Here is a 17,023-nt window from a genome sequence, read left to right on the forward strand (position 1 = left end):
TCAGTTTTTGTTGCGGAACAGCACGCGCGCCAGGATGTTCAGCGCGAGCACGCCCACCGTGATCAGGAAGACGCCGGCCCAGGCGAGCTTCTGCCAGTTCTCATACGGGCTCATCGCGAATTTGAAGATCGTGACGGGCAGGCTCGCCATCGGTTCGGTGAGGCTCGAGGTCCAGAACTGGTTGGACAAGGCCGTGAAGAGCAGCGGCGCGGTCTCGCCTGCGATGCGGGCCAGGGCCAGCAGCACGCCGGTGATGACGCCGGCGCGCGCCGACTTCAACGTGATCGTCATGATGACGCGCCACTTGGGCGTGCCGAGGGCGTATGCGGCCTCGCGCAGGGCGTTCGGGATCAGGGTCAGCATGTTCTCGGTGGTGCGGATGACCACCGGGATCACGATCAGCGAAAGCGCGAGGATGCCGGCGATCGCTGAGAACGACTTGAACTGCGACACGACGACCGAGTAGATGAACAGGCCGATGACGATGCTGGGCGCCGACAGCAGGATGTCATTGATGAAGCGCGTCGCGCTGCCGAGCCAGGTCTTCTGGCCATACTCGCCGAGGTAGATGCCTGCCAGGATGCCGATGGGCGTGCCGACAAGCGTGGCCAGCCCCACCATCATCAGCGAGCCGAAGATCGCGTTGGCAAGGCCGCCGGTCTCGGCCATGGGCGGTGGCGTCATTTCGGTGAAGGTGGACCAGGTCAGGCCGCCGATGCCGAGACTGATGGTCTCGAAGAGGATCCAGAACAGCCAGAAGAGGCCGAAGGCCATGGCCAGCATCGACATCGACAGCGCGATGCCGTTGACGAGCTTGCGCTTGCGGTGCTTGGCCAGGCGGCCAGCGTCCATGCGGATGAAGGGCGTGGTGGCGTTCACGTGCGGGATCCTTCGTTCTTCTTCAGGCGGGCCAACAGCAGGCGCGACAGCGACAGCACCACGAAGGTGATGAAGAACAGCACCAGGCCGAGGTAGATGAGCGAGGCCTGGTGCAGGCCCTCACCCGCTTCGGCGAACTCGTTCGCGAGGGCCGAGGAGATGCTGTTGGCGGCCTCGAACAGCGACAGGCTGTTGAGCTGGTTGAAGTTGCCGATCACGAAGGTGACGGCCATGGTTTCGCCGAGTGCCCGGCCGAGGCCGAGCATGATGCCGCCGATCACACCGGTCTTGGTGTAGGGCAGCACCACCTTGAACACCACCTCCCAGGTGGTGGAGCCGAGGGCATACGACGACTCCTTCAGCATGGGCGGCGTGACGGCAAAGACGTCGCGCATCACCGAGGCGATGAAGGGAATGATCATGATGGCCAGGATGATGCCCGCCGACAGGATGCCGATGCCCACCGGTGCGCCGGACACCAACGTCGACAGCACCGGCACGCCGGCAAAGAGGGATTGCAGCGGCTGCTGGACGTAGGTCGACAGCACCGGACTGAACACCAGCAGGCCCCACATGCCGTAGACGATGGAGGGCACGGCCGCCAGCAGCTCGACGGCGATGCCGAGCGGACGGCGCAGCCAGTTGGGCGAGAGTTCGGTGAGGAAGAGCGCGATGCCGAAGCTCACCGGAACCGCGATCAGCAGCGCGATGAACGAGGTCATCAGCGTGCCGTAGATCATCACCAGGCCACCGTACTTGTCTTGCACCGGATCCCAGTCGCTGGTCCAGAGGAAGCTCAAGCCGTAGGCCTGGATGGAGGGAGCGGCGCCGATCAGGAGCGAGACGATGATGCCGGCCAGCAGCAGCAAGGTCAGGATTGCCGCGCCGTGGGCGAGCGCGGAAAACACCGTGTCGGCCCAGGGCGCGGACTGCCGGCGCTCGGGGGGCCGCCCCGTTGGCTCGGAACGGGACATCTTGTCGTTTTCGTAGTGAGATGCGGGAAGTGTAGCGGCCACGGCCCCTCCGGAATGCCCTGGAGGGCGGAGCGTCGAGCGCCCCGCCCCGGATCGATCGGGCGCGCCGGCTGGCCGGCGCGCGGGTGGATCAATTACTTGAACGCGACGGGCTTGCCGCTCGTGTCCTTGATCTCGCCCCACTGCTTGCGCACGAGGTTCTTCACCGACTCGGGCAGCGCCACGTACTCGAGGTCGGCAGCCGCCTTGTCGCCGTTGGTGTAGGCCCAGTCAAAGAACTTGAGCGCGTTCGTGGCCGATGCCGGCTTGTCCTGCGCCTTGTGCATCATGATGAAGGTGGCGCCGGTGATGGGCCACGAATCCTTGCCCGGCTGATCGGTCAGCACCTGGTAGAACGACTTCGCCCAGTCAGCGCCGGCAGCTGCCGACTTGAACCCGGTGTCATCCGGCGAGGCGAATTGACCGTCCTTGTTCTTCAGGAGGGTGAACGTCATCTTGTTCTGCTTGACGTAGGCGTATTCGACATACCCGATGGAGTTCGGCAGGCGCTGCACGAAGGCGGACACACCTTCGTTGCCCTTGCCACCGGCGCCGGTGGGCCAGTTGACGGCCGTGCCTTCGCCAACCTTCGACTTCCACTCGGCGTTCACCTTCGAGAGGTAGTTCGTGAAGATGAAGCTCGTGCCCGAGCCGTCAGCGCGACGCACCACCGAGATGGCGGCGTCCGGCAGCGGCACGCCGGGGTTCAGCGCCGTCAGGGCCGCATCGTTCCACTTCGTGATCTTGCCGAGATAGATGTCGCCCAGCACCTGGCCGGTCAGCTTGATCTGGCCCGGGGCGATGCCCTTGATGTTGACCACCGGAATGACGCCGCCGATGACGGTGGGGAACTGGATCAGACCGTCCTTGGCCAGCTCTTCGTCCTTCAGCGGGGCGTCGGAAGCACCGAAGTCCACCGTCTTGCCGCGGATCTGCTTGATGCCGGCACCGGAACCCACCGATTGGTAGTTGATGCGCGCGCCGGTCGCCTTGTTGTACGAATCAGCCCACTTGGCATACAGCGGAGCGGGGAAGCTGGCACCAGCGCCCGTGACGTCCTGGGCCACGGCGACGCCGGAGCCGGCGGTCAGGGCCAGCGCCGAGAGGGCAACGCGGATCGGAGGGAAGTTCATGTGCATACCTTTCGCATACGGGACTGAGGAGACACGACGGACTGTAAAAGTGGTGTGTGACAGCGACATGACAATTCAAGGCGTCAATTGTCATGAATGCTTGGGCCCCGTCCCCGGGAGTTGTCACACGCACTTCACCGGGTTGTCACATGAGCTGCATAAGCTCGACGTAGCCCGGGAAAACCGGCGTCCGGGGGGATGCTGCCGTGGCCCCATGTCCCTTATCGAGGAGTATCAGAATGATCAACAAACGCACCTGGCTGCTCGCCACCACCGCCGCTGCCACCCTTTTCCTGGCCGGTTGCGCCAACCTGTCCGGACCAAAGTCGGTTGCCGACACCATCGCCGCCGACCCGCAGCTGACGACCCTCAACAAGCTCATCCAGGAGCACGGCCTGGCCGATGCGCTGGCCCAGCCCGGCCCGTTCACGGTGTTCGCCCCGACCGACGAAGCCTTCAAGACCGTGCCGTCGCGCGCCTGGGAATCGCTGGCCAAGGACAAGGACCGGGTGGCCGCGCTGATCAAGTTCCACGTGGTACCGGGCACCATGATGGCCGCCAACATCCGCAATGGCTCCGCGCCTACCCTCAATGGCGCCAAGGTGGCCCTGTCCCAAGCCGGCAATTTCGCCACGGTCGAAGACGCCGTCGTGACGACGGCCGACATCAAGGCCAGCAACGGCGTGGTTCACCACATCGACCGCGTGCTGGTGCCGCCGACGAAGTGAGCTCCTGACCCGGCATCGGCCCGGGTCCTGCCGCGCTTGCCTGCACTCCCGTGCAGGCGACGCTCGATCAGCCGCGCAGCAGCGCGGCCAGACGTTCGGCGCAAGCCTGCGCCTGGGCGGCGTCACGCGCCTCCACCATCACCCGCACCAGCGGCTCGGTACCCGAGGGGCGAATCAGCAGGCGTCCGCTGCCATCGAGTTCCCGGGCGACCGCAGCCTGCGTGTCCGCCAAGCCCGGCGTGGCCTTCCAGTCCTGCCCGGCCTTGAGCCGCACGTTGATGAGAACCTGCGGGAACAGGGCCACGCCGTCGAGCAGCTGAGCCAGGGTCTTGCCGCTTCGGCTCACCGCCTGCAGGATCTGCAGCGCGCTCACGATGCCGTCGCCCGTGGTGTGCTTGTCGAGGGCCAGGAGGTGGCCGGAACCTTCACCGCCCAGCAGCCAGCCGCGTGCCGCCAGCTCCTCGAGGACGTAGCGGTCGCCCACCTTGGCTCGGACGAATTCGACGTCCCTCGCCTTCAGTGCGACCTCGACCGCCATGTTCGTCATCAGGGTGCCGACGGCACCGGGCACGCGCTGGCCCTGCGCCAGACGATCGGCGACCATCACGTAGAGCAGCTCGTCGCCGTTGTACAGGCGCCCTTCCCCGTCGACGAGCTGAAGTCGGTCGGCATCCCCGTCCAGGGCCACCCCGTAGTGCGCCTTGTGCTCCTTCACGGCCTGGACCAGCGCCTGCGGTGCCGTGGCGCCGAATCCGGCGTTGATGTTCACCCCATCGGGATTGCAGCCGATGCAGATGACCTCGGCGCCCAGCTCATGGAACACCTCCGGGGCCGTCTGGTACGCAGCCCCGTGGGCGGCGTCGACCACGATCTTGAGCCCCTTGAGCGACAGGTCGTTGCCGAAGGTGCTCTTGCAGAACTCCACATAGCGCCCGCGCGCAGCCTCGAGGCGACGCGCCTTGCCCAGCTGCGCGGACGGAACCCATTCGGGCTCGTCGAGCAATGCAGTTTCGACCCGACGTTCCCACTCGTCGGGGAGCTTTTCACCGCTCGCCGAGAAGAACTTGATGCCGTTGTCCGCGTACGGGTTGTGCGAGGCACTGATCACCACACCCAGGTCGAGCCGCAGGGCGCGCGTGAGATAGGCAACACCCGGCGTGGGGAGCGGACCGGTGAGCAGCACGTCGACCCCGGCCGAGGCGAAGCCGGCTTCGAGGGCCGATTCGATCATGTAGCCCGAGATGCGGGTGTCCTTGCCGATGAGGACCGTGGGCCGGTCGATGTCGGACTTGAGCACGCGGCCGACGGCATTGCCCAAGCGGAGCATGAAGTCGGGTGTGATCGGCGATTGCCCGACCGTGCCCCGGATGCCATCGGTGCCAAAGTAGGTTCTGCTCATGTCGGTTCCTGCGAATCAGGCAATTATTTCCAGTCCGGGATTGTCGGGCAGTCACGTGGCTGCCACATCCCCCGAACCGGCGGCCTGCCAGACCTTCAACGCGTCGACCGTGGCGGCCACGTCGTGCACCCGCAACACATGGGCGCCCCGGAGCACTGCAGCCAGCGCCGCCGCCACGCTGGCGACCACGCGTTCATCAACCGGGCGCCCCGTCAGTTCCCCCAAGGTTCGCTTGCGAGACCAGCCCACGAGCAAGGGATGGCCGAGTGTGAGCAGTTCCCGCTGACGGGCCAGCAGAGCGAGATTGTGCGCCGCCGTCTTGCCGAAACCGATGCCCGGGTCGAGAACAATGCGTTCGTCCTGCACACCGGCATCCCGGACGGCCCGGGCACGCTCCCGAAGGAATCGGTCCACCTCGGCGACGACGTCGCCGTATGTCGGGGCCGCCTGCATGGAGCCGGGCTCTCCCTGCATGTGCATCAGGCACACCCCGCAGGACGGGTGCGCGGAGACGACTGCCAGGGCCCGCGGCTGCTGGAGCGCAGCGATGTCGTTGACGATGTCGACGCCGAGGTCGAGCGCGGCAGCCATCACATCCGCCTTGTAGGTGTCGATCGACACCGGTACGCCCATCGTCACGGCAGCCTTGAGCACAGGCAGCACCCGCGCCAACTCCTCGGCCAGCGGCACCGGCGTGGCGCCGGGGCGAGTCGATTCGCCCCCGATGTCCAGGATGTCGACCCCCTCCGCCACGAGGCGTTCGCAATGTCGCGCCGCGGCGGACGCGCTCGCATGACTGCCGCCATCGGAGAAGGAGTCCGGCGTCGTGTTCACGATGCCCATCACCTGCGGACGGCTCAAGTCGATGCGGAACCTTGTGGTCTGCCAGATCATGGTGCAGTGGAGCAAAGATGGGTTGGGAGGACGGATCAGCGCAGGAACGGTCCGTAGGTCGGCCGGTGGCAGGCTCGCGGCTCGCATGGAGCGTGGGCGCCCGATGGTCGGGCACCAACGAAAACGGGGCCGAAGCCCCGTTTACGCGTTCATTGAACCAACAACCGTCAGGCGATCAGGCCGCTGCCGGCGCGCTGCCCGGGTTCACCGGCGGCGTGGGGCCGCTCGGCTTGCTCGTGCTGCTGGTCCAGTCCTTGGGCGGACGCGGCGGACGGCCGTTCATGATGTCGTCGATCTGGTCGGCGTCGATGGTTTCCCATTCGAGCAGCGCATTGGCCATCGCGTGCATCTTGTCCTGGTTGTCCTCGATCAGCTTGCGGGCGATGCTGTACTGCTCGTCGATGATGCGGCGGATGACGCCGTCGACCTTCTGCATCGTCTGCTCGGAGACGTTGACCTGCTTGGTGACCGAGCGACCGAGGAACACCTCGCCCTCGTTCTCGGCATAAACCATCGGGCCGAGTTCATCCGTCATGCCGTAACGGGTCACCATGTCGCGGGCGATCTGGGTGGCACGCTCGAAGTCGTTGCTGGCGCCGGTGGTCATCTGGTTCATGAACACCTCCTCGGCAATGCGGCCACCGAACAGCACGGAGATGGTGCTGAGCATGCGCTCCTTGTCGAGGCTGTAGCGATCGCCTTCGGGCAACTGCATGGTCACGCCCAGGGCGCGGCCACGGGGAATCACAGTCACCTTGTGAACCGGATCGGTCTTGGGCAGCAGGCGAGCCACCAGGGCGTGACCGGACTCGTGGTACGCCGTGTTGCGGCGTTCCTCTTCCGGCATGACCATGGACTTGCGCTCCGGCCCCATCATGATCTTGTCCTTGGCGCGCTCGAAGTCGATCATGTCGACGACGCGGGCGTTGCGGCGGGCGGCGAACAGGGCCGCCTCGTTCACCAGGTTGGCGAGGTCGGCACCGGAGAAACCGGGGGTACCCCGCGCCAGGATGTCGGCACGGATGTCCTGGCCCACGGGGACCTTGCGCATGTGAACCGTCAGGATCTGCTCGCGGCCGCGCACGTCAGGCAGGGTCACGTAGACCTGGCGGTCGAAGCGGCCCGGGCGCAGCAGCGCGGGGTCGAGGATGTCCGGCCGGTTGGTGGCCGCCATCACGATCACGCCGAGGTTGGTCTCGAAGCCGTCCATCTCGACCAGCATCTGGTTGAGGGTCTGCTCGCGCTCGTCGTTGCCGCCGCCGAGGCCTGCACCGCGATGGCGGCCGACCGCGTCGATTTCATCGACGAAGATGATGCACGGTGCGCTCTTCTTGGCCTGTTCGAACATGTCGCGGACTCGGGCCGCGCCCACACCGACGAACATCTCGACGAAGTCGGAGCCGGAGATGCTGAAGAACGGCACCTTGGCTTCGCCCGCGATGGCCTTGGCCAGCAGCGTCTTGCCGGTGCCCGGAGGGCCGACGAGCAGCACGCCGCGGGGAATGCGGCCGCCGAGCTTCTGGAAGCGCTGCGGGTCCTTCAGGAAGTCGACGAGCTCGCGAACTTCTTCCTTGGCCTCGTCGCACCCGGCGACGTCGGCGAAGGTGGTGGAGTTGTTGGCCTCGTCGAGCATGCGCGCCTTGGACTTGCCGAAGCTGAACGCCCCCCCCTTGCCGCCGCCCTGCATCTGGCGCATGAAGTAGATCCACACGCCGATGAGCAGCATCATCGGGCCCCAGTTGATGAACATGCTCACCAGCAGGGACTGCTCCTCACGGGGCTTGACGTCGAACTTGACGCCGTTCTTGACCAGGTCGCCCACCAGACCGCGATCCAGGTAGGTCACGGTGCTGCGCAGGCGGCGGTCGTCGGTCGTGATGGCGTAGATATCGCCGCCCACAGGCCCCTCGGGCAACGTGACCGACTTGATGCGCTTCGCGGCGACCTCATCGAGGAACTCCGAATAAGCGATCGGCTGGCCCTGCGCTGCACCCTTGTCGAACTGCTTGAACACGGTGAACAGCACGAGTGCGATCACCAGCCAAACAGCGACTTTAGAGAACCATTGATTGTTCACCGCGGCTCCTTCTTGCCATCAATATCTTCCTCGCCGGCACACGATGTGCCACGCATCCACGGCAGATGGGGACGATTCTATTCCAGTCAAGCCCGACGCCATGTTGGCATGTATCACCTTCCAGCACGGCTATTCCGAGGCTCCGACCGGTTTGCCCGCCAGCTTCCCGCCCGTTTTCAGACCGATTCCCACCAAAAAGGTTTCAGCAGATTTGTCCCGGGAGGCTTTTGGCTTGATGGCCTTGACCACCCTGAAGGTCTTTCGGAAGAGCGCGACCAGGGGGTCGTAGCTCGCGCCATGGAATACCTTGGCCACCAACGCGCCGCCGGGCGTCAGCCGGTGCTGCGCGAAGTCGACCGCGAGCTCGACCAGGTTCTCGATGCGGGCCGCGTCGGCGCTGCCGATGCCGGAGAGATTGGGCGCCATGTCCGACACCACGACATCGACCGGACGCCCGGCCACGGCCTCGTCCAGCTGCGCGAGGACGGCCTCCTCGCGGAAGTCGCCCTGGATGAAGGTGACGCCCTCGATGGCCTCGAAGGGCAGCAGGTCGAGCGCAATGATGGTGCCGTTGAGCTGTCCCGCGGCAGCGCCGCCCGTGCCGGCATCCCGGGGGGCGAAGCGGCGTCGCAGGTACTGGCTCCAGGCCCCGGGGGTCGCACCCAGGTCGACAACGAGCTGCCCGGGCTTGATGAGGCCAAGCTGCTCATCGATTTCCTTGAGCTTGTAGGCCGCCCGCGCGCGGTAGCCTTCCTTGTGAGCCAACTTCACATACGTGTCGTTGACATGGTCATGCAGCCACGCCTTGTTGACCTTCTTGCTTTTTGTCTGCGTTTTCATCGCGATTCCCGTGGCCCAACGATAATAGCGGCATGCCTGCCATCGAACTTACTCCCGCCCAGCGCAAAGAACAGCGCTCGGCCGCCCATCACCTGGACCCCGTCGTCCTCATCGGCGGCGACGGGCTCACGCCCGCCGTCGTTCGCGAGGTCGACCTGGCCCTCAACAGCCATGGGCTCATCAAGGTGCGCGTCTTCTCCGACGACCGCGCCGCACGCGAAGCCATGATGGCCAAGCTCTCGCACGACCTGAACGCCGCGCCCATCCAGCACCTGGGCAAGCTTCTCATCCTCTGGCGCCCGCCGGTCCCGAAGGAAAAGGCCGAGCGCGACGACCGCATGCCCGGCCCGAAGGTCGTCAAGATCCTGAAGTTCTCCAAGAGCGGCAACCACCGCCCTCAGGTCAAGAAGATCAAGGTGCTGGGCAACCAGCGCATCGCCGCCGGCGGCGAAGTCAAGCGCGCTCGCAAGCGCGTGACCAGCGTCAAGAAGACCCAGCAGGCTTGACCCTCGGCGGGCAACGTGGCGCTGCGCGCCTCAGTTGCCCGACGCCGGGCCGCAGGGCGTCAAGCGCGTCGCCACGCGCCCCGCGTCAGTCCGCAGCAGGCCGGCTCGCCGTGAGGCGCCAGGCCAGGGCCAGCACCAGCAGGCCCTTGAACCCGAAGATCGCCACCGAGATGCCGTGCAGCGCGCCGAAGGACAGCATGCCCTCGCCCGCGCGCGCCGCGTCCATTGCCGAACGCAGGCCGAAGTGCCCGAATACCGTGCAGAAGAGCGCACCCATCACCAACAGGACCTCGGTGCTCAGCACCGAGCCCTGGCGGCGCCGCGCCGCATCGCGCGCCTGTGCGCGCACGATGATGAACAGGACGACGCTCATCGCGATGCTGACGTAGGCCTCCCGCCGCAGCATGAAACCCGCCAGGCGGCCGGCCACGTCGGTGGGCACGAGCGCGAATCCCGCTGGCGTGCCGATGGCAGCCACCCCGAGAATCACCCCGGCCCAGACGGCCGCGAGAACGGCCGCTGCGCGTCGCTTCGAAGAACCCGGCACGGCGGCGTCGATCAGATGTAGCGGACGTTGATGATCTCGTAGCTCTTGATGCCGCCGGGCGCATTGACCTCGGCCACGGCGCCGGCTTCCTTGCCGATCAGCGCGCGTGCGATGGGCGAGCTGATGGAGATGCGGCCTTCCTTCAGATCGGCTTCGTCCTCGCCGACGATCTGGTACGTCACGGCGGCGCCCGAATCCTCGTCCTCGAGGTCGACGGTGGCACCAAACACCACGCGCCCTTCGGCATCGAGCGAGCGCGGATCGATGATCTGTGCAGCGGCCAGCTTGCTGTCGATCTCGAGGATGCGGCCCTCGATGAAACCCTGCTTGTCCTTGGCCGCTTCGTACTCGGCGTTCTCGGAGAGGTCACCCTGCGCGCGCGCTTCGGCGATCGCCTGGATCACGGCGTGGCGCTCGACGGTCTTGAGCCGGTGAAGCTCTTCCTTGAGCTTCTCGGCACCGCGTTGGGTAAGGGGAATGGTGGCCATGGTCGAACCTTGAATCGCAATGACGTGATGCTGAAAACAAACCGCCGCCCACTCCCTCGCGGGAGGCCGGCGGCGGCCGACGAAACAGATGTGTGTGTCGAACGAGTTTAGTGCAGTTCCGAGTGCAGCTCTTGCAGGGACAACACCACCAGATCGTCCTGGTGCTTCATGCCTTCGACCGCAGCCTCGCACCCCGCCATGCTGGTGTAGTAAGTGATGCGATTGGCAAGCGCAGCCTGGCGAATGTGGCGCGAGTCCGCGATGGCCGTGCGTGTCTCGTCGACCGTGGTGAAGACGAGCTGGATCTCTCCGGCCTTCAGCATGTCGACGATGTGCGGTCGGCCGTCCTTGACCTTGTTCACCGCACGCACCGGCACGCCGGCTTCGGCAATGGCCGCGGCGGTGCCGCGCGTGGCCACCACCTGGAAGCCGAGCGCGTGCAGTTCACGGGCCAGCACCACGGCCCGCGGCTTGTCGTTGTGCTTCACCGTCAGGCACACCGTGCCCTTGGTCGGCAAGCGGGACCCTGCGCCCAGCTGGCTCTTGAGCATCGCCTCGCCGAACGTGCGGCCCGCACCCATCACCTCGCCCGTGGAGCGCATCTCCGGGCCGAGGATCGGGTCCACGCCCGGGAACTTGTTGAACGGGAAGACCGCTTCCTTGACCGAGAAGTACGGCGGGATCACTTCACGCGGCGGCTTGCCATCCTTGGCGCGCTGCTCGGAGAGCTTCTGGCCGACCATGCAGCGCGCGGCGATCTTGGCCAGCGGCTGACCGGTGGCCTTCGACACGAACGGCACGGTGCGCGAGGCACGCGGGTTCACCTCGAGCACGTAGACCACGGCGTCCGCGCCTTCGCCCTGGATGGCGAACTGCACGTTCATCAGGCCCTTCACGTGCAAGGCCTTGGCCATCAGCACGGTCTGGCGGCGCAGCTCGTCCTGCATGGCCGTCGACAGCGAGTACGGCGGCAGCGAGCATGCGGAGTCGCCGGAGTGGATGCCGGCCTGTTCGACGTGCTCCATGATGCCGCCGATCATGCAGTCCTGACCATCGCTGATGCAGTCGACGTCCACCTCGATGGCGTCATCGAGGAAGCGATCGAGCAGCACCGGCGACTTCTCTGACACCTTGACGGCCTCGCGCATGTAGCGCTCGAGGTCCTTGTCGCCGTGCACGATTTCCATGGCGCGACCACCCAGCACATAGCTCGGGCGCACCACCAGCGGGTAGCCGATCTCGCGGGCCAGCGTCAGGGCCTGGTCCTCTGTGCGGGCCGTGCGGTTGGGCGGCTGCTTGAGGCCCAGCTCGTTGAGCAGCTTCTGGAAGCGCTCGCGGTCTTCGGCGATGTCGATGCTGTCCGGCGTCGTGCCGACGATCGGCACACCTGCGCGCTCGAGGTCGAGTGCGAGCTTGAGGGGCGTCTGGCCGCCGTACTGCACGATCACGCCGACCGGCTTTTCCTTGTCGACGATCTCGAGCACGTCCTCGAGCGTCACCGGCTCGAAGTAGAGGCGGTCGGAGGTGTCGTAGTCGGTCGAGACGGTCTCGGGGTTGCAGTTGACCATGATGGTTTCGTACCCGTCCTCGCGCATGGCGAGGGCCGCGTGCACGCAGCAGTAGTCGAACTCGATGCCCTGCCCGATGCGGTTCGGCCCGCCGCCGAGCACAACGATCTTCTTCTTGTCGGTGGGCGCGGCCTCGCACTCGGCGTCGTACGTCGAGTACAGGTAGGCCGTCTGGGTGGCGAACTCCGCCGCGCAGGTGTCCACCCGCTTGTAGACCGGGCGAACGTTCTGCGCCCAGCGCGCCTCGCGCACGGCATGCTGGTGCGTGCCGAGCAGCTTGGCCAGGCGACGGTCGGAGAAGCCCTTTTGCTTCAGGTAGCGCAACTCGGCGGCGGACAGGCTTTCGAGCGCACGGCCCTGCAGGGCCTGCTCGGTCTGCACCAGCTGCTCGATCTGGGCGAGGAACCAGGGGTCGATGGACGTCTCTTCGTACACCTCGTCGAGCGACATGCCGATGCGGAAGGCATCGGCCACGAACAGGATGCGCTCGGGGCCCGGCTCGCCGATCTCCTCGATGATCTCGTCGCGGTCGGTGCTGCGCTCGGTGAGGCCGTCGATGCCGGTCTCCAGGCCGCGAAGTGCCTTCTGGAAGCTCTCCTGGAAGGTGCGGCCCATGGCCATCACCTCGCCCACCGACTTCATCTGCGTCGTGAGGTGGGAGTCGGCCGCGGGAAATTTCTCGAACGCGAAACGCGGGATCTTGGTCACCACGTAGTCGATGCTCGGCTCGAACGAGGCCGGCGTGGCGCCACCCGTGATGTCGTTGCGCAGCTCGTCGAGCGTGTAGCCGACGGCCAGCTTTGCCGCCACCTTGGCGATCGGGAAGCCGGTGGCCTTGGAGGCCAGTGCCGATGACCGGCTCACGCGCGGGTTCATCTCGATGACGACCATGCGGCCGTCTTCGGGGTTGATCGAGAACTGCACGTTGGAGCCGCCGGTGTCCACGCCGATCTCGCGCAGGATCGCGATGCTCGCGTTGCGCAGCAGCTGGTACTCGCGGTCGGTCAGCGTCTGGGCGGGCGCCACGGTGATGGAGTCACCCGTGTGGATGCCCATGGGATCGAGGTTCTCGATCGCGCAGACGATGATGCAGTTGTCCTTGCTGTCGCGGACAACCTCCATCTCGTATTCCTTCCAGCCGATCAGGCTCTCCTCGATGAGGAGCTCCTTGGTGGGCGAAAGGTCGAGGCCGCGCTTGCAGATCTCTTCGAATTCGTCGGGGTTGTAGGCGATGCCGCCACCGGTGCCGCCGAGCGTGAAGCTCGGGCGGATGACCATCGGAAAGCCCGTGCCACCGATCTCGCGCATGATGCGCTGCTGCACCGCGAGCGCCTCTTCCATCGAGTGCGCAATGCCCGAGCGTGCCGAGCCGAGGCCGATGCCGGTCATGGCGTCCTTGAACTTCAGGCGGTCTTCCGCCTTCTCGATCGCGGTTTCGTTGGCGCCGATCATTTCGACGCCGTACTTGGCGAGCACGCCATGCTTGTGCAGGTCGAGCGCGCAGTTGAGCGCCGTCTGGCCACCCATGGTGGGCAGCACGGCATCAGGCCGCTCCTTGGCGATGATCTTCTCGACCACCTGCCAGGTGATGGGTTCGATGTAGGTCACATCGGCCATCTCAGGGTCGGTCATGATGGTCGCCGGGTTGCTGTTGACCAGGATGACCTTGTAGCCCTCCTCGCGCAGCGCCTTGCAGGCCTGCGCCCCGGAGTAGTCGAACTCGCATGCCTGGCCGATGATGATCGGGCCGGCACCGATGATGAGGATCGATTTGATGTCTTGGCGCTTAGGCATTGGTCTTCTCCATCAGCGCGGTGAAGCGGTCGAACAGATAGGCGATGTCATGGGGTCCGGGAGAGGCCTCGGGGTGGCCCTGGAAGCAGAAGGCGGGTTTGTCGGTGCGAGCAAGCCCTTGCAGGGTGCCGTCGAACAGGCTCACGTGCGTCGGGCGCAGGTTCGCCGGCAGCGACTTCTCGTCGACGGCAAAACCGTGGTTCTGGCTCGTGATGCTCACGCGCAGGTTGTCCAAATCCTTCACCGGATGGTTCGCGCCGTGGTGGCCGAACTTCATCTTGAAGGTGCGCGCGCCCGAAGCCAGCGCCATGATCTGGTGGCCGAGGCAGATGCCGAAGGTCGGGATGCCGGCCTCGATGATGGTGCGGGTGGCCGCGATGGCGTAGTCGCACGGCTCCGGGTCGCCGGGGCCATTGCTCAGGAAGACGCCATCGGGTTTCATTGCCAGAACGTCTGCTGCCGGGGTGCGGGCCGGCACCACGGTGACGCGGCAACCGCGGCTGACCAGCATGCGAAGGATGTTTCGCTTGACGCCGTAGTCATAGGCGACCACGTGGAAGCGTGGATTCTTGAGCTGCGCGAAGCCGGTGCCCAGGGCCCACTCGCCTTCGGTCCACTCGGTGATGTCGCCTTGCGACACGACCTGCGCCAGGTCGAGCCCGGCCATGCTGGGCGCGGCCTGGGCCAGTTCGATCGCCCGCTCGCGGTCAGCCTGGGTGATCACCTCGCCGGCGGACAGCGTGAGGATGCAGCCGTTCTGGGCGCCCTTGGTGCGCAGCACGCGGGTCAGCTGACGGGTGTCGATGTTCGCGATGGCGACGGTGCCCTCGCGCTGCAGGTACTGCGTGAGCGTCATGGTCGAACGGAAGTTCGACGCGCGAATCGGCAGATCCTTGATGATCAGGCCGGAGGCGTGGACCTTGCGCGCTTCGACGTCCTCGGCATTGACCCCGTAGCTGCCGATGTGCGGGTAGGTCAGCGTGACCATCTGGCGGGCGTAGCTCGGGTCGGTGAGGATCTCCTGGTACCCGGTGAGCGAGGTGTTGAACACCACTTCCCCGACCGTGTGCCCCGCAGCGCCAATCGAGATGCCTTGGAAGATTGTTCCGTCCGCGAGTGCGAGAAGAGCCTGTTCTTGTATGGGCAGCAGTGGCGCGGGCACGCGATTCTCCGAATTTTGGCGCGCCCAGCTCTGCTCGAAGAGCTAAAGTCCGGTGGAGAAAACTGGGGGAGTTTTCAGCAGGAAAACCGCGAAGGTTTCGCTGGGCGAGATGGTTGCAGGTAAACCCTCGCATTGTACCCGAGGCGCGAGACGCCGGGTTGAACGCGGCTGGCGGAAACGCCATCAAGGCGAAGAACCTCCGCCTTGGGGGACTTCTCCCCGATGGCGTCAGGGGCTCCCATAATGTCCGCATTGCACCCACTCCGGAAGGACACGCCATGAAGGGCGACCCGAAAGTCATCGAGCACCTGAATGCTCAACTCAAGAACGAGCTCACCGCCATCAACCAGTACTTCCTCCACTACCGGATGCTGAAGCACTGGGGCTTCGACAAGCTCGCGAAGAAGGAGTACGAGGAGTCCATTGGCGAGATGAAGCATGCCGACGCCCTGATGGACCGCATCTTCACGCTCGACGGCCTGCCGAACCTGCAGGACCTCGGCAAGCTGCTGGTGGGCGAGGACACCGTCGAGATCCTCGACTGCGACCTGAAGCTCGAGCGCGGCGCCCAGGCGACCATCAAGGACGGTATCGCCTATTGCGAGTCGGTGCGTGACTACGTGTCGCGCGACCTGCTGCAATCCATCCTCGAAGACACCGAGGAGCACATCGACTTCCTCGAGACCCAGATCGACCTCGTCGCCAAGGTCGGTCTGCAGAACTACCTGCAGTCACAGATGGCGGAACTCAGCTGATCCCGCACGCGGTCGGTGAGGCGTATTTGGCAAAACCTTGCGGCCATCCCGGCTGAGGGGCGAAGGGGCTTGAACTAGGAATCATTCCTATTTATGATTCCGTCCAGCGGTCAGTGTCAAGGCCGCCGGAGTTCCTGACCATGATCGTTTGTGTCTGCCGACGTGTTTCCGACCGCGACATCGAGCGCCATGCCCGCAGTGGCTGCGCCAGCTTCGACGAACTCCAGATGGAGACCGGCGTGGCTTCCTGCTGCGGCAACTGCAACGACTGCGCGCGCGACGTGTTCGACGCCGCGCGGAACGGCACGGCGCCGGTTCACCATCTTCCGGCTCGAATTCCCCTGGCGGCCTGATCGGCCGTCCCGCCTGCAGCCGCAGGCCTGAGCTGCCGTCCCGGGCAGCTCGGCTCCCTTCCCTCCTTGACTGCCATCCCTGCCGCGCGTGATGCCGGCGGAACCTGCGGTCGGCCGCCGGGTCTCATGATGCCGTAGGGCCGGTGGTCGGCCCGATCACAAGGAGGTTCCATGAACGAGCACTTGCAGGCGGTGACTGCCGCCCATGGCCCGTCCGGCACCTTGGCCGGCGACCGAAACCGCGTCCTGCGCAATACCTACTGGCTGTTGGCCCTGTCGATGGTGCCCACCGTGCTGGGCGCGTGGCTGGGGGTCGCAACCGGCTTCAGCCTGTTCGCGGGCAACCCCTTCATCGGCTTCATCGTCTTCATGGGCGTGGCCTTCGGCTTCTTCTTCGCCATCGAGAAGTTCAAGAACTCCAGTGTCGGTGTGGCCCTGCTGCTGGCCTTCACCTTCTTCATGGGCCTGATGCTCTCCCGCCTCATCGGGGCGGTGCTGGGCAACTACAGCAACGGAAGCCAGCTGATCATGATGGCCTTCGGAGGGACGTCGCTCGTGTTCCTCGGCATGGCGTCGCTCGCCACGTCGATCCGCCGCGACATCTCGGGTCTCGGCCAGTGGCTGATGGTGGGCGTGATCGGGCTCATCGTGGCGAGTGTCGCCAACATCTGGCTGCAGATGCCAGCGCTGATGCTGACGGTTTCGGTGCTCGCCATCGTGATCTTCTCGGCCCTGATGCTGTACGACCTGAAGCGGGTGGTGGACGGTGGCGAGACCAACTACATCACTGCCACGCTGGCGATCTACCTCGACGTGTACAACGTCTTCGTCCACCTTCTAAGCCTGCTCGGCATCTTCGGCGGCGACTCCGACTGAGCTTCGACGGA

At 65.6% G+C, this 17,023-nt stretch carries 16 protein-coding genes; 5 read left to right on the top strand and 11 right to left on the bottom strand.

Features of this window, described 5'->3' with window-relative positions:
• From pstA to pstS, 3 genes are all read right to left on the bottom strand, one after another.
• A complete protein-coding gene (gene pstA, locus ACSQ2F_RS10680; RefSeq protein ID WP_436026794.1) occupies positions 1–852 on the bottom strand; it encodes a phosphate ABC transporter permease PstA in 852 nt (283 codons plus the stop codon).
• Positions 853–875: 23 nt separating this feature from the next.
• The gene (gene pstC / locus ACSQ2F_RS10685; protein WP_436022543.1) at positions 876–1,853 is read right to left on the bottom strand and encodes a phosphate ABC transporter permease PstC; all 978 of its coding nucleotides are present in this window, start codon (positions 1,851–1,853) and stop codon (positions 876–878) included.
• Between the two features lie 134 nt (positions 1,854–1,987).
• Positions 1,988–3,025, bottom strand: a complete 1,038-nt coding sequence (gene pstS / locus ACSQ2F_RS10690; RefSeq protein WP_436022545.1) for a phosphate ABC transporter substrate-binding protein PstS — start codon at positions 3,023–3,025, stop codon at positions 1,988–1,990.
• Positions 3,026–3,264: 239 nt separating this feature from the next.
• Between pstS and ACSQ2F_RS10695 the strand changes: the two genes are divergently transcribed.
• The gene (locus tag ACSQ2F_RS10695) at positions 3,265–3,753 is read left to right on the top strand and encodes a fasciclin domain-containing protein (RefSeq protein ID WP_436022547.1); all 489 of its coding nucleotides are present in this window, start codon (positions 3,265–3,267) and stop codon (positions 3,751–3,753) included.
• Between the two features lie 67 nt (positions 3,754–3,820).
• On the opposite strand, the gene glmM is transcribed toward ACSQ2F_RS10695, so the two are convergent.
• The 4 genes from glmM to ACSQ2F_RS10715 all read right to left on the bottom strand — a co-directional run bounded on the left by glmM (position 3,821) and on the right by ACSQ2F_RS10715 (position 8,963).
• Positions 3,821–5,152 (bottom strand): phosphoglucosamine mutase, encoded by a 1,332-nt coding sequence (gene glmM / locus ACSQ2F_RS10700; RefSeq protein ID WP_436022549.1) that lies wholly within the window; start codon positions 5,150–5,152, stop codon positions 3,821–3,823.
• Positions 5,153–5,203: 51 nt separating this feature from the next.
• Positions 5,204–6,046 carry a dihydropteroate synthase gene (folP, locus tag ACSQ2F_RS10705; protein ID WP_436022551.1) on the bottom strand — a complete coding sequence of 281 codons (843 nt, stop codon included), beginning with the start codon at positions 6,044–6,046 and terminating at the stop codon, positions 5,204–5,206.
• Between the two features lie 175 nt (positions 6,047–6,221).
• A complete protein-coding gene (ftsH, locus tag ACSQ2F_RS10710) occupies positions 6,222–8,123 on the bottom strand; it encodes an ATP-dependent zinc metalloprotease FtsH (RefSeq protein WP_436022553.1) in 1,902 nt (633 codons plus the stop codon).
• 129 nt (positions 8,124–8,252) lie between these two features.
• The gene (locus ACSQ2F_RS10715) at positions 8,253–8,963 is read right to left on the bottom strand and encodes an RlmE family RNA methyltransferase (RefSeq protein ID WP_436022555.1); all 711 of its coding nucleotides are present in this window, start codon (positions 8,961–8,963) and stop codon (positions 8,253–8,255) included.
• A gap of 32 nt (positions 8,964–8,995) precedes the next feature.
• Here ACSQ2F_RS10715 and ACSQ2F_RS10720 point away from each other — a divergent pair, with 32 nt between their 5' ends.
• Entirely contained in the window at positions 8,996–9,469 is a 474-nt protein-coding gene (locus ACSQ2F_RS10720) for a YhbY family RNA-binding protein (RefSeq protein ID WP_436022557.1), read from the top strand.
• A gap of 85 nt (positions 9,470–9,554) precedes the next feature.
• Here ACSQ2F_RS10720 and ACSQ2F_RS10725 read toward each other — a convergent pair whose 3' ends face one another.
• The 4 genes from ACSQ2F_RS10725 to carA all read right to left on the bottom strand — a co-directional run bounded on the left by ACSQ2F_RS10725 (position 9,555) and on the right by carA (position 15,028).
• The gene (locus tag ACSQ2F_RS10725) at positions 9,555–10,016 is read right to left on the bottom strand and encodes a DUF4149 domain-containing protein (protein WP_436022559.1); all 462 of its coding nucleotides are present in this window, start codon (positions 10,014–10,016) and stop codon (positions 9,555–9,557) included.
• 11 nt (positions 10,017–10,027) lie between these two features.
• Complete coding sequence (gene greA / locus ACSQ2F_RS10730) at positions 10,028–10,504, bottom strand: transcription elongation factor GreA (RefSeq protein ID WP_436022561.1); 477 nt, start codon at positions 10,502–10,504, stop codon at positions 10,028–10,030.
• Positions 10,505–10,611: 107 nt separating this feature from the next.
• Positions 10,612–13,866, bottom strand: coding sequence for a carbamoyl-phosphate synthase large subunit (carB, locus tag ACSQ2F_RS10735; RefSeq protein WP_436022563.1), 3,255 nt, complete (start codon positions 13,864–13,866; stop codon positions 10,612–10,614).
• Complete coding sequence (gene carA, locus ACSQ2F_RS10740; RefSeq protein ID WP_436022565.1) at positions 13,859–15,028, bottom strand: glutamine-hydrolyzing carbamoyl-phosphate synthase small subunit; 1,170 nt, start codon at positions 15,026–15,028, stop codon at positions 13,859–13,861. Before carA ends, carB begins: the two co-directional genes overlap by 8 nt.
• 278 nt (positions 15,029–15,306) lie before the next feature.
• On the opposite strand from carA, the gene bfr reads away from it, so the two are divergent.
• The 3 genes from bfr (at position 15,307) to ACSQ2F_RS10755 (ending at position 17,012) form a co-directional block, all read left to right on the top strand.
• Entirely contained in the window at positions 15,307–15,783 is a 477-nt protein-coding gene (gene bfr, locus ACSQ2F_RS10745; RefSeq protein WP_436022567.1) for a bacterioferritin, read from the top strand.
• Between the two features lie 140 nt (positions 15,784–15,923).
• Positions 15,924–16,136, top strand: coding sequence for a (2Fe-2S)-binding protein (locus tag ACSQ2F_RS10750; protein ID WP_436022569.1), 213 nt, complete (start codon positions 15,924–15,926; stop codon positions 16,134–16,136).
• Between the two features lie 171 nt (positions 16,137–16,307).
• Positions 16,308–17,012 (top strand): Bax inhibitor-1/YccA family protein, encoded by a 705-nt coding sequence (locus ACSQ2F_RS10755; RefSeq protein ID WP_436022571.1) that lies wholly within the window; start codon positions 16,308–16,310, stop codon positions 17,010–17,012.
• Positions 17,013–17,023: the final 11 nt, after the last annotated feature.

This window comes from Rhizobacter sp. LjRoot28 (genome assembly GCF_964253025.1).
In the GTDB taxonomy this organism is placed as follows: Bacteria; Pseudomonadota; Gammaproteobacteria; order Burkholderiales; family Burkholderiaceae_C; genus Rhizobacter.

What these genes read in the sequence shown, in the direction of transcription:
- pstS (WP_436022545.1), bottom strand. Translation starts at nt 3,025, where the DNA reads ATGAACTTCCCTCCGATCCGCGTTGCCCTCTCGGCGCTGGCCCTGACC.
- pstC (WP_436022543.1), bottom strand. Translation starts at nt 1,853, where the DNA reads ATGTCCCGTTCCGAGCCAACGGGGCGGCCCCCCGAGCGCCGGCAGTCC.
- carB (WP_436022563.1), bottom strand. Translation starts at nt 13,866, where the DNA reads ATGCCTAAGCGCCAAGACATCAAATCGATCCTCATCATCGGTGCCGGC.
- ACSQ2F_RS10750 (WP_436022569.1), top strand. Translation starts at nt 15,924, where the DNA reads ATGATCGTTTGTGTCTGCCGACGTGTTTCCGACCGCGACATCGAGCGC.
- ACSQ2F_RS10755 (WP_436022571.1), top strand. Translation starts at nt 16,308, where the DNA reads ATGAACGAGCACTTGCAGGCGGTGACTGCCGCCCATGGCCCGTCCGGC.
- bfr (WP_436022567.1), top strand. Translation starts at nt 15,307, where the DNA reads ATGAAGGGCGACCCGAAAGTCATCGAGCACCTGAATGCTCAACTCAAG.
- ACSQ2F_RS10720 (WP_436022557.1), top strand. Translation starts at nt 8,996, where the DNA reads ATGCCTGCCATCGAACTTACTCCCGCCCAGCGCAAAGAACAGCGCTCG.
- folP (WP_436022551.1), bottom strand. Translation starts at nt 6,046, where the DNA reads ATGATCTGGCAGACCACAAGGTTCCGCATCGACTTGAGCCGTCCGCAG.
- ACSQ2F_RS10715 (WP_436022555.1), bottom strand. Translation starts at nt 8,963, where the DNA reads ATGAAAACGCAGACAAAAAGCAAGAAGGTCAACAAGGCGTGGCTGCAT.
- greA (WP_436022561.1), bottom strand. Translation starts at nt 10,504, where the DNA reads ATGGCCACCATTCCCCTTACCCAACGCGGTGCCGAGAAGCTCAAGGAA.
- glmM (WP_436022549.1), bottom strand. Translation starts at nt 5,152, where the DNA reads ATGAGCAGAACCTACTTTGGCACCGATGGCATCCGGGGCACGGTCGGG.
- ACSQ2F_RS10695 (WP_436022547.1), top strand. Translation starts at nt 3,265, where the DNA reads ATGATCAACAAACGCACCTGGCTGCTCGCCACCACCGCCGCTGCCACC.
- pstA (WP_436026794.1), bottom strand. Translation starts at nt 852, where the DNA reads ATGGACGCTGGCCGCCTGGCCAAGCACCGCAAGCGCAAGCTCGTCAAC.